Origin of the sequence: Mycolicibacter heraklionensis (assembly GCF_001021505.1) — a bacterium.
GTDB classification, from domain to species: domain Bacteria; phylum Actinomycetota; class Actinomycetes; order Mycobacteriales; family Mycobacteriaceae; genus Mycobacterium; species Mycobacterium heraklionense.
This window is the reverse complement of the sequence record NZ_LDPO01000003.1, coordinates 1-12,656: the sequence shown is the minus strand read 5'-3', so window position 1 is coordinate 12,656 and position 12,656 is coordinate 1. Positions and strand designations below refer to the sequence as shown.

Annotated in this window: 5 protein-coding genes; 2 read left to right on the top strand and 3 right to left on the bottom strand. The window is 70.7% G+C overall.

The window, feature by feature from the left end; translation table 11 throughout:
- Positions 1-29: 29 nt before the first annotated feature.
- Positions 30-872 (top strand): alpha/beta hydrolase-fold protein, encoded by an 843-nt coding sequence (locus ABW16_RS05440; RefSeq protein ID WP_047318158.1) that lies wholly within the window; start codon positions 30-32, stop codon positions 870-872.
- 250 nt (positions 873-1,122) lie between these two features.
- Entirely contained in the window at positions 1,123-2,895 is a 1,773-nt protein-coding gene (locus ABW16_RS05435; protein WP_047318157.1) for a hypothetical protein, read from the top strand.
- An 18-nt stretch (positions 2,896-2,913) separates the two neighbouring features.
- On the opposite strand, the gene ABW16_RS23820 is transcribed toward ABW16_RS05435, so the two are convergent.
- The 3 genes from ABW16_RS23820 to ABW16_RS27715 form a co-directional block, all read right to left on the bottom strand.
- Positions 2,914-3,513 (bottom strand): hypothetical protein, encoded by a 600-nt coding sequence (locus ABW16_RS23820; RefSeq protein ID WP_131721472.1) that lies wholly within the window; start codon positions 3,511-3,513, stop codon positions 2,914-2,916.
- A 30-nt stretch (positions 3,514-3,543) separates the two neighbouring features.
- Entirely contained in the window at positions 3,544-4,812 is a 1,269-nt protein-coding gene (purD, locus tag ABW16_RS05425) for a phosphoribosylamine--glycine ligase (RefSeq protein WP_047318156.1), read from the bottom strand.
- Positions 4,813-4,947: 135 nt separating this feature from the next.
- Positions 4,948-12,645 carry a PE family protein gene (locus tag ABW16_RS27715; RefSeq protein WP_268768021.1) on the bottom strand — a complete coding sequence of 2,566 codons (7,698 nt, stop codon included), beginning with the start codon at positions 12,643-12,645 and terminating at the stop codon, positions 4,948-4,950.
- Between the last annotated feature and the right edge of the window lie 11 nt (positions 12,646-12,656).

Below are 12,656 nucleotides of genomic sequence, written 5' to 3'. Positions count from 1 at the left end.
CCTTTTCGGACAAACCCCGCCCCGCTGGCATGATGGCCGCCATGCCGGAGTTGAGCCGACGAACGGTACTGCGCCTCGGGGCCGCGATGGGGACCGCGGGCGCGCTGGGGGCGAGCTCATTACTTGACGCGCCACCGACGCAGGCCGCCCCGCTGCAGGCCGCGCCCACGATGACGACGGGCTCGTTCCCCTCGGCGGCGCGCGGTGGAATCACCACCAACTGGGCGATCGCCCGGCCACCCGGCCAGACCGGCGCGTTGCGTCCGCTGATCGCGTTGCACGGCAAGGGAAGTGACGCCGCGACCGTGATGGCCGGTGGCGTGGAGCAGGGCCTGGCCGAGGCCGTCGGCGCGGGACTCCCCCCGTTCGCGGTGGTCGCCGTCGACGGCGGTGGGAGCTACTGGCACCGCCGCGCATCCGGGGAGGATTCGGGGGCAATGGTGACCGAGGAGTTGTTGCCGTTGCTGGCCGAGCAGGGCCTGGACACCTCCCGGGTGGGATTCATCGGCTGGTCGATGGGCGGCTACGGCGCGCTGCTGCTGGGCGGCCGGCTCGGCCCGCGCCGGACCGCGGCGATCTGCGCGGTGAGCCCCGCACTGTGGCTGTCGTCCGGGGCGACGGCGCCGGGTGCGTTCGACGGCGCATCGGACTTCTCGGCCAACTCGGTGTTCGGGATGCCGGCTCATGCCTCGATTCCGATCCGGGTGGACTGCGGAAACGACGACCCGTTCTATTCGGCAACGCAAGCCTTCATCGCCCAATTGCCCAACCCCCCGGCGGGCGGTTTCTCGCCTGGCGGACATGACGGGTCGTACTGGAGTTCTCAGCTGCCCGCTGAGTTGACCTGGATCGCTCCGCTGCTGACTGCCTAAGCGCCGTTCAGTCTCCGAACACCGCTGGCACGAAAAGCAAGCGGGCGGCTGCTACCGCGGATCTGGGTGCATGTCCCGAAATTCGGCCGCATTGTCTCCTAAATCGTCGGATTTGTCCGATATTTAGGCCAAATGAAACCTTGTGTGACGAAGAACACGCGCGGTAGCGTCAAAAAGTACTCACCAGTAACTCACCTGATTCTGGGTCCCACCAAATGCCAGTCCAACCGAACGAATTGGAAGGCCTGTGATGACAAATCGACGTATTCAGACGGCTACCGTTGCGGCCACCGCCGGCGGCGGGTTGGTCACCGCGGCACTGATGCAGGCCGCGCTGGGCGCCGCTGCGCCCGGTGACAACGCCTTCACCATCGACGGCACCGTATTTGACCCCATCACCTCATCGGGCGCCGAAGGTTTCGACCCGGTCGGTCCGCTCAGCCTGGCTCCGCCGCTGTTGGGCCTCGGTGGCGGGTCGGTGAACATTGGACCCACCAGCTTGGACCTCGCCCCGCAGACCTTCGATCTGTACGACGGCACCGAAGCGCTCGGCAGCATCAGCACCAACGAGACCGTCGCGAACCTGCTGGGCCTGTCCAACACCGCGTTCACCGTCCTCGACACCACGCCCGCGGACGGCGTCGAGGCCTCGGCACTACCGGTGAAGGGAACGGTCTACGACGTCCTCAACCTGGGCAATGGCTTCTACAACGTCTATGTCGCCACCCCGGGCGAGAACGGCACCGTCACCGACACCCTGGTGACACCGTTCGGCAACACCGACCTGAGCTCGCTGTTCGCCGACATGAACGCTGCCAACCCGCTGCAGCCGGGCGACGCGTTCACCCCGCTGCAGGCCGGCGACAGCAGCATCGGAGCCGACGCCTTCACCATCGGCGACTTCACGTTCAACCCGTTCAGCACCGGGGCTGACGGCACCGTGACCGAGGGCTTCACCCCGGTCGACTCCCTCGCCGGCTTGCCACCGCTGTTGAACCTCGGCGGCGGCCAACTGGTGTTCAGCCTGGGGTATCCCGGAACCCAGCCACAAGCCTTCGCGCCGCAGGACTTCGACGTCTACGGAAGCGGCGGCAGCGAGCTCGGCAGCGTCAAGACCGCGGTGGACGTGGCGAACCTGCTGGGCATGACCAACACACAGTTGATCATCCAAGGTGTCACCCCGGCCGACGGCGTGGAGGACTCGCAGCTACCGGTACTGGGATCGGTCTACGACGCCTTCAACCTCGGCGGCGGATGGGTGAATGTCTACACGGCGACACCGGACGTCACCGTCGACGGCACCGTCACCCCCGGCACCGTCCACGACACCTTGGTCACGCCGTTCGGCAACATGAACCTGGACTCGCTGTTCGGCGGCATCAATGCCGCCAATCCGCTCGACCCGGGTGACGCGTTCACCGGGCTGCAGGTCGGCGACAGCAGCCTCGGCAATGACGCCTTCAGTCTCGGCGGGTACGTCTTCGACCCGACTCTCGGCTTGACCGGCTCCGAAGAGGGTTTCAACATCGTGCCCGCGCTGTTCGGTGTCGGGCCGCTGCTGGCCCTCGGCGGTGCCTCGGTCGGCATCGGTGGAGGTACACCGATCGACTTCGCCCCGCAGGTCTTCACTGTCTACGACGACTCCGGGTCAAGCCCCACCGACCTCGGGAGCATCACCACCGGCGTGAATGTGTCGAACTTGTTGGGGATGGCCAACACCGAGTTCACCGTGGCGAGCGTCGCCGCTGCCGACGGCGTGGACGCCTCGCTGCTGCCCGCGGCAGGAACGGTCTACGACGTCCTGAACTTCGGCGGCGGTTGGCAGAACATCTACATCGCCACGCCCGGCGACGACGGCACCGTCACCGACACCCTGGTGACGCCGTTCGGCAATGTCGATCTGAGCTCGTGGTTCGACATGTTCTCCGCCGCGAACCCACTCGACCCGGGCGACGCCTTTACCGGCCTCGATGACGCAGGCGCCATGTTCGCAACAGACCCACTGGCCCTGTTCGGGCTCTGAGGGATAACCCCAACGGGGTTACTGGCAGAGCTTGCCCAGCGCGGTGATGTGCGAATCGAGGTCATGCCCCAGCTGCTCGCGCTCCGAATTCGGTTGCCCGACAAGGTAGCTCAGGTTCAGACGCTCTAGCGCACCGGCCATCTTCTCGGTGGTGTCCGCGATGTCTTGCGGTGTCGCAGGGTCCGCCTCCAGCCGGCCACGCAGATACGCCGCACCCGCGGTCAGCGACAACCGGGCGTTGGCCGCCACCGCGAGCTGGGCGATGGGGTTCTCCGGGTCCGGGTTCTTCATGTGCATGTTGTTGGCCACCGCTTGACGGGCAAGCACGACCGCGCCGCACACGTCCTTCTTCGCGCTGTCGACCTGCTCACCGCTGAACTTGCCGGAACCACCCGAGGACGAACCACCCGACGGGTGCCAGAAACCGGCGACGGCCGCGCCACCGATGAGACCGGCAACCAGTCCGACCGCCCCAGCGATCAGCAGGGGGCGAAGGCTCGACGGCGCCGGCACTGGGGCCGGGGTGGGAGCTGACCGCCGTTTGTCCGTACCGGCACTTTTCGCCGGGGGATCCTGCTTTACGGATTCGGTGGACTCCGGTTCAGTTTCGTCAGCCATGTCACCCAGGATAGCGGTAGGCCCCTGCGGTCAGACCTGGATCTTCCCCTCGGCGGCCGCCGCGCCGATGTCGCTGCGGAAGTGACTTCCCGGCAAACGAATTGAATTGAGGATCCGGTAGGCATCGGCACGCGCAGCACTCAGGTCGTCTCCGACGCCCACCACCGACAGCACCCGCCCACCGGAAGACACCACCGCCCCGTCGTCGCGACGCGCGGTACCGGCGTGCAAGACCCCGTCGGCCTCGGCGCCCACGATCACGTCGCCGACGCGCGGCCGGCCTGGGTAGTTCTCCGCGGCCAGCACCACTGTCACCGCCGCGGCATCCCGCCAGCGCAACGCGCCGAACTCGCTCAGTCCGCCGGTGGCGGCAGCATACAGCAACTGCCCGAGTGGCGATTCCAACAGTGCCAGCACCGCCTGGGTCTCCGGATCGCCGAAGCGGCAATTGAATTCGACCACCGCCGGTCCGGTCGAGGTCATCGCCAGACCTGCGTACAGCAAACCGGTGAACCGGCTGCCCCGCCGGAGCAGTTCGGCCGCGACGGGTTCGACGACGTCACTGACAATGCCGGCCACCGCCTCCCGGGACAACCACGGCAGCGGGGCGTATGCACCCATGCCGCCGGTGTTGGGTCCGCTGTCGCCGTCGCCGACCCGCTTGAAGTCCTGCGCCGGCAGCAGCGGCACCACGGTGGCGCCGTCGACCACACAGAACAGGGACAGCTCGGGACCGTCCAGGAAGGATTCCAAGAGCACCGGATGGCCACTGTCGAGCAGCCCGGCGGCGTGGGCCCGGGCCGCTGCCCGATCTGCGGTCACCACTACGCCCTTGCCGGCCGCCAGCCCGTCGTCCTTGACCACCCAGGCCGCCTCTCCGGCATCAGGACCGAACCGGGTCAGGGCGGCGTCCAGGTCAGCGGGGCTGTCGACGATCTCCGAGCGGGCGGTGCGCACCCCGGCGGCGGCCATCACGTCCTTGGCGAACGCCTTGGAACCTTCGATGCGAGCGGCGTCCTGCGACGGTCCGAAACAGGCGATGCCGGCGGCACGCACCGCATCTGCCACACCCAAGACCAGCGGCACCTCCGGGCCGATCACCACCAGGTCGGCCTCGACGTCGCGGGCCAAGGCGGTGACCGCCGCCGCCGAGGTGATGTCAATGTCGCGCTGCTCTGCCAGGGCCGCAGTACCGGCGTTGCCGGGCGCGATCACCAAGTGATCGACCTTCGGGTCGTTGCGAAGGGCTAGGAGTAACGCATGTTCCCGGGCGCCGGAACCGATCACCAGGACGCGCATGGGCGCTACTCCTCTCTGAGTTCGCCTCGCTTCGTCATCGGCGGGACGCGAGACAAAGGATATATAAGGAGAGAGCCCCGCACGCGCCTGGTGTGTGCGGGGCTCTCGCGTTGTAGGTCGGGCCTACGCAGTCCCTTAGCCGCCTCCGGTACCGCCCTTGCCGCCGGTGTTGCCGCTGGCGGACGAACCGCTGGTGCCGCTGGCGCCCCCGCCGCTGCCGGTGGAACTCTTGCCGCCGCCGGCACCGCCGGCACCACCCTTGCCACCGGCGTTGGTAGTGGCCGTCGAGTTGCCGCCGGAACCGCCAGAACCGCCCTGGCCGCCGCCACCCCCGCCGTTGCCGCCGGCACCACCGGCGCCACCGGCACCGGCCGTGGCCTTACCCTCCGTGGTGCCGGCACCACCGTTAGGTGTCGGGTAGGCGCTGCTGGAGATGGTCGGCTGGTTCGCGCCGCCACCGTTGCCGCCCGTGCCGCCATCGCCGCCGATTCCGGTGGCGCCGCCGGAACCACCCGCACCGCCGACACCACCTGCACCGCCGACCGTGGCCCTGGCCCCGGCAGCACCGACTGCGCCCGTTCCGCGACCGGTCGGCCCGGAGATGTTGCCGTTGTTGGTGGACGTGCTCTTGCTCGGGTCACCCCAGACGATGGTGCCCGCGGCACCGCCATCGCCACCGTTGCCACCCTTGCCGCCCACGCCGTCACCGCCGCTGGCGATCGCAGTCGCCGCGCCGCCGACACCACCGTTGCCGCCCTTGCCACCGTCAGCGCCAGCGCCGGTGTTGCCGTTACCACCGTTGCCACCGGCACCACCAGCGCCGGCGTGATACCCGGTGCCACCGGTCCCGCCGTTACCACCGGTACCGGCCGCTCCCTGGCCATTGCCGTTCGGGTCGATGAACTTGGCGCCACCATTGCCGGTGCTGCCCAGCAGCGGGTTGAAGGCGTCGCCGCCGTTGCCGCCCTTGCCACCGTCACCACCGTTGCCGAGGGTGCCGTTGCTGCCGCCACCAGCGGTCGTGCCACCGGCGCCGCCAGCGCCACCGTTACCGCCGTTGGCACCGTTACCGGCCGCGGCCGCGTGCAGGGCGCCGGAGTTCTGAGTGGCGTCCGCGCCGGGAAGCTGGTGGTCCTCAAAGCCGGCCTGACCGCCGTTGCCGCCGGTGCCACCGACGCCACCGCTACCGCCATCGCCAGCGTCGCCGAAGGTCGCGTTACCGCCGACACCACCGGCGCCGCCGTTACCACCGGCCTTACCGGCCGTGGCGTTGGTGCCCCCCGGAGTGCCCCCGGGGCTGGTGCCGTTGGCACCCGTTCCGCCCTTGCCGCCGTCACCGCCGTCGCCGCCATCACCGATCGAGCCAGCGCTGCCGCCCTTACCGCCGGCACCACCGTTTTGGCCGACGCCGCTGGCCAGTGTGGTGCCGGTGCCGCCGTCGCCGCCCTTACCACCGTTACCGCCCGCGGTACCGGCCGAACCGGCCTGGCCGTTGGCGGCCGACTGGCCGCCACCGCTGTCGCCACCGGCACCGGCGGTGCCCGCAGCGCCCCGGTTACCACCGGTGCCGCCGGCACCACCGACGCCCGCCGTCGCCCCGGTGCCGCCGCCAAGGCCCTTACCGCCGGCGCCACCGTTGCCGGCGTTGCCGCCGCTGCCGGCGTTACCACCGACCCCACCAACACCGTGGTGGTTGGCGGTGCCATTGCTGGCGGTGCCACTGGCCCCGCCGGCACCACCAGCGCCACCGTTGCCGCCCTTGCCGCCGCTCGTGGCGTCACCACCGGTACCGCCGGCGCCACCCGCCACGGTGGCGTCCGTGCCGGCCTTGCCGTCCGCGCCGGAACCACCGTTGCCGGCGTTGCCGCCCTGGCCGCCGGCGCCACCACTGGCCGCCACCGCGCCCCGGTCACCACCGGCACCACCGACGCCACCCTGGCCACCGTTGCCACCAGTGGCCGAGCTGCCCGCCGCCTGGGTGAAGCCATTGCCACCGCGGCCACCGGCGCCACCATCAGCACCCTGACCATCAGCAGCGTGGGTGGTGCCGTCGGCCTGCAAGCCACCGACACCGCCGCTGCCGCCCTTGCCACCGTTACCACCGGTGCCACCGTTGGGGCTGCCCGAAGTGGTGGCATCGGTGCCCGCGGCGCCCTGGCCGCCCTTGCCGCCGGCACCACCGACACCCGCGGTGCCATTCGTGCCGTCGGTGGCTGCCCCGGTGCCGGTGCCGGCCTTACCGCCGATACCGGCGTTGCCGCCGTTACCACCGTCATGCCCGGCGCCACCGGCACCGTTGTTCACACCCGCGACACCGGCACTGCCCGCATCACCGGCAGCACCGACACCACCGTTACCGGCATTGCCACCCGAGCCCGCAGCACCGGTAGCACCCGTGGTCGACCCCGTACCGGCAGCGCCACCGTTACCACCGGAGCCACCATTGCCACCGGCGCCACCGTTGCCGTCACCGGTCACAAACGAGCCGGCCGCACCGTCAACACCGTTGCCGCCCTTACCACCAGCACCACCATCAGCACCCGCACCCGAGGCAGCATGCGTGGAACCGTCGGCCTGCAGACCACCCAGGCCACCATTGCCGCCCTTGCCGCCGTTGCCACCGGAGGTACCGCTGTCACCGGCGTTGACACCGTTGACACCCGCGGCACCCTGGCCGCCCTTACCGCCGGCACCACCGACACCGGCCGAGCCGTTGGTGCCGTCGCTGGCTGCCCCGGTGCCGGTGCCGGCCTTACCGCCGATACCGGCGTTGCCGCCGTTACCACCGTCATGCCCGGCGCCACCGGCACCGTTGTTCACACCCGCGACACCGGCACTGCCCGCATCACCGGCAGCACCAACACCACCGTTACCGGCATTGCCACCCGAGCCCGCAGCACCCTGAACGCCCGTGGTCGACCCCGTACCGGCAGCGCCACCGTTACCGCCGTCGCCACCATTGCCACCGGCGCCACCGTTGCCGTCGCCGGTCACAAACGATCCGGCCGCACCATCAACACCGTTGCCGCCCTTACCACCAGCACCACCATCAGCACCCGCACCCGACGCAGCATGCGTGGAACCGTCGGCGCTCAGACCACCCTGGCCACCATTGCCACCGGCACCACCATGGCCACCCGCGGTGCCATCCACCGCACCGGCAACGCCATCGACACCATCAGCACCCCGACCACCGGCACCACCATTGCCACCCACACCCGCAGTGCCATCGACACCCGAAGCGGCCTGGCCCCCACGCCCGGAGCCACCAGCACCACCGGCACCGGCGTTACCCCCAGCACCACCGGCCTGACCGGCCTCCCCATCAACCGACGGGTTGCCGTTGCTCAGGCCATCACGACCCGCCGCCCCATCAGTGCCATCGGCACCATTGCCGGCGTTACCACCCACACCACCGAGGCCCTGCACACCATCGCTGCCCGCAGCCCCATCAGCAGCCCGCGTGCCATCACCACCGACACCACCAGCACCCGCAACGCCCGCCACACCACCGGCACCACCATCGCCACCGGCACCACCAGCGCCACCATCGCCACCAGCCAAACCCGCACCGGACTGCTCAAAACCACTACCACCGCTGCCACCGGCACCACCATCACCACCGTTGCCACCACTGCCCGCGTTACCACCCACGCCACCAACACCAGCAACACCATTGTGAGCACCGGTACCCGCCACACCCCCAGCACCACCGGCACCACCATTGCCACCACGCGAGCCATCCGTGCCGTCCTCGCCCCGGCCACCCGCACCACCGTTGAGCGAACCCGCAGTCCCGTCACCACCATTGGAACCAGCCCCACCCTGGGAACCGGCACCACCGTTGGCGCCGTGACCACCCGCACCACCGACACCACCATTGCCGCCATCACCATCAGCAACCCGGGTCACCCCGTCGGCGCTCAGACCACCCTGGCCACCATTGCCACCGGCACCACCATTGCCACCCGCGGTGCCATCCACCGCACCGGCAACGCCATCGACACCATCAGCACCCCGACCACCGGCACCACCATTGCCACCCACACCCGCAGTGCCATCGACACCCGAAGCGGCCTGGCCCCCACGCCCGGAGCCACCAGCACCACCGGCACCGGCGTTACCCCCAGCACCACCGGCCTGACCGGCCTCCCCATCAACCGACGGGTTGCCGTTGCTCAGGCCATCACGACCCGCCGCCCCATCAGTGCCATCGGCACCATTGCCGGCGTTACCACCCACACCACCGAGGCCCTGCACACCATCGCTGCCCGCAGCCCCATCAGCAGCCCGCGTGCCATCACCACCGACACCACCAGCACCCGCAACGCCCGCCACACCACCGGCACCACCATCGCCACCGGCACCACCAGCGCCACCATCGCCACCAGCCAAACCCGCACCGGACTGCTCAAAACCACTACCACCGCTGCCACCGGCACCACCATCACCACCGTTGCCACCACTGCCCGCGTTACCACCCACGCCACCAACACCAGCAACACCATTGTGAGCACCGGTACCCGCCACACCCCCAGCACCACCGGCACCACCATTGCCACCACGCGAGCCATCCGTGCCGTCCTCGCCCCGGCCACCCGCACCACCGTTGAGCGAACCCGCAGTCCCGTCACCACCATTGGAACCAGCCCCACCACTGGTGCCGTTGGTGCCGTTGAGGCCGCTGCCGCCCCGGCCGCCAGCACCACCGTTGCCGCCATCACCATCAGAGGCGCGGGTCACCCCGTCGGCTTGTAGGCCGCCTTTGCCGCCGTTGCCGCCGGCGCCGCCTGCTGCGCCTGCGGTGCCGTTGATGTTGGCGGCGGTGCCGTTGGTGCCGTCGAGGCCGGTGCCACCGATACCACCGTTGCCGCCCTGTCCGGCGATACCGGAGGTGCCGCCGGCGGCGGTGGTGCCGCCCCCACTGTCACCACCGGCGCCGCCCTTACCGGCGTTGCCCCCAGCACCACCGTCTTGACCGGCGTAACCGGCGGCGTGCTGGGCATCACCGTTGGCGCCGTTGGCGCCGTCCGCGCCGGCACCACCGTTGCCGGCGTTACCCCCGACACCCCCGGCGCCGTGCGCACCGGCCTGGGTGCCGCTACCCCCGGCCCCGCCGGCCCCACCAGTGCCACCATTGCCACCACGGGTGCCGTCGGCGCCGGGCGCATCACCATTGCTGCCGTTGATGCCGTTACCACCCCGGCCGCCCTGGCCACCGGCACCACCATTGCCGGTGCTGGCGTGCGAGCCGTCGGTGTTCACACCCCCAGCGCCACCATTACCCCCGACACCACCGGCACCGCCGGCGGTGCCGTCGGGATTCTGGAGGGTGCCGTTGGCGCCGTCCAGGCCGGTGCCACCCACACCACCGTTGCCGCCCTTGCCGGCGGTGCCGTCACTACCGTTCGCGGCGGTGCTGCCGCCACCACTGTCACCCCCAGCACCCCCGATGCCGGCGTTGCCGCCCTTGCCGCCGTCTTGACCGGCGTACCCGCCGGTGTGCTGGGCCGTGCCGTTGGCGCCGTCCGCGCCATCAGCGCCGGCACCACCATTGCCGGCGTTACCCCCCACACCACCAGTCCCATGCGCACCCGTGGAGCTACCGGTGCCCCCAACCCCACCGGCGCCCCCGGCGCCACCATTGCCACCCCGGGTGCCATCAGCGCCCGGGGTCGCCCCATTAGCACCGTTGAAGCCACTGCCCCCACGGCCACCCGCACCACCGGCACCACCAGCACCGTCAGTGGCCTGCGTGCTGCCATCGGCCTCCAGGCCACCAGCGCCGCCGTTACCGCCGGCGCCGCCCGCCCCACCGGCAGTCCCATCCGGGTTCTGCGCGGTCCCGTTGACCCCATCCAGACCGGTACCACCCAGGCCACCGGCACCGCCCTTCCCGGCGATCCCGTCACTACCGTCCGCGGCGGTGGCACCGCCACCACTGTCCCCACCAGCACCCCCGACACCGGCGTTACCGCCGGCGCCGCCGTCTTGACCGGCATAGCCGGCGGTGTGCTCGGTGGTGCCGTTGGCGCCATTAGCGCCGGCGGCACCGTTGCCACCATTGCCGGCGTTACCACCGACCCCACCGGCACCGTGCGCACCCTCGATCGTGCCGGTCCCCCCGACACCGCCGGCGCCGCCGGCGCCACCATTGCCACCGCGGGTGCCCGCCGAGCCCGGCTCATCCCCATTAGCGCCGTTGAGGCCGTTACCACCACGGCCACCCAAGCCACCGGCACCACCATTGCCGGTCGTGGCCGCCGTGGTGCCGTCGGCCTCCAGACCACCCTGGCCGCCGTTACCCCCGGCCCCACCCGCGGCACCCGCCGTGCCGTCGGGGTCCTCATCGGTGCCGTTGATCCCATCCAGGCCGGTGCCGCCGCGGCCACCGTTACCACCAATCCCGGCGATTCCGTCCGCGCCGCTGGCCGAGGTGGTGCCGCCGCCACTGTCGCCGCCGGCACCCCCCTTACCCGCATTGCCCCCATGGCCGCCGTCCTGGCCGGCATACCCGGCCCCATGCGCGGCGTCGCCGTTCGCGCCGTCACCCCCATCAGCGCCGTTACCACCATTGCCGCCGTTACCGCCCAAACCACCGATGCCGTGGGCGCCGTCAACCGAACCGTGCCCACCCACACCGCCGTGACCACCAGCACCACCATCACCGGCGTTAGTGCCATCCCCACCCGGCACCGCCCCGTTGAACCCGTTGAAACCGTTACCGCCGGCGCCACCATCACCACCAGCACCACCAACACCCTGCGCGGCGGACGAACCATCAGCGGTCAAACCGCCGGCGCCGCCGTCACCACCAGCCCCGCCCTGGCCACCACCGGTGCCATTAACACTGCTCGCGACACCATTGGCGCCCAAGAACCCATCCCCACCAACACCACCATTACCGCCCACCGTGCCGGTGCCGTCCACACCATCAGCGACCGTGGTGCTGCCATCACCATTAGCGCCGCCAGCACCGCCGGCACCGAAGTCCCCACCGTTGCCACCAACACCACCAGCACCGGCATCCGGATGCTCCGCCGTACCGGCGGCACCCGCACCACCAGCACCCGCAGCACCGGCGTTACCACCATCCCCGGCCGCGCCACCACCACCGGCAGCACCGGCCGCGCCATTGCTGGCGCTACCGGCCGCACCGCCGGCACCACCGGCGCCCCCGGCGCCACCATTGCCGGCGTCCCCACCGGCCCCACCGTTGCCATCACCACCATCAGCGAACGAGCCCGCCGCGCCCTCAGCACCCGCACCGCCAGCACCACCCGCAGCACCCTTCCCACCAGCACCACCGGAGCCGGCGTTACCGACCACCGCACCACCCGAGCCACCCGCACCACCCGCACCGCCGGCCCCACCGTTGCCGCCCGAAACCCCGGAACCACCCACGGTGGTGGCATCCGCGCCCGTCAGGCCGGCGAAACCATTACCGCCGAGCCCACCGGTAGCGCCGTTGCCGTGCGCACCACCATCACCCCCGACACCACCCGCACCACCAGAAGCGCCATCACCATTAGCCAACACGCCGGTGCCGTTACCACCAGCCCCACCGACCCCACCATTGCCACTGATCCCCGACGGGACCTGCCCATCAGCACCCGGGCGCCCCGCATTGCCCCACAACCACGACATGAACTTCTCACCCGCAGCACCACCGAGGCCGACAACAGTGCCGATCTGCCCGCCCGCGCCGCCATCACCACCATCACCACCACCCAGGAGGCCATCACCACCCAGACCCCCGGCGCCACCATCACCAGCCAGCCCCGCATTACCCCCCACACCACCATCACCGGCAGCACCGAAATGCCCACCCACACCCCCGACAC

Bases quoted from the DNA above. Each gene is read 5' to 3' on its own strand.
- ABW16_RS05440 (WP_047318158.1), top strand. From the start codon at position 30: ATGATGGCCGCCATGCCGGAGTTGAGCCGACGAACGGTACTGCGCCTC.
- ABW16_RS05435 (WP_047318157.1), top strand. From the start codon at position 1,123: ATGACAAATCGACGTATTCAGACGGCTACCGTTGCGGCCACCGCCGGC.
- ABW16_RS23820 (WP_131721472.1), bottom strand. From the start codon at position 3,513: ATGGCTGACGAAACTGAACCGGAGTCCACCGAATCCGTAAAGCAGGAT.
- purD (WP_047318156.1), bottom strand. From the start codon at position 4,812: ATGCGCGTCCTGGTGATCGGTTCCGGCGCCCGGGAACATGCGTTACTC.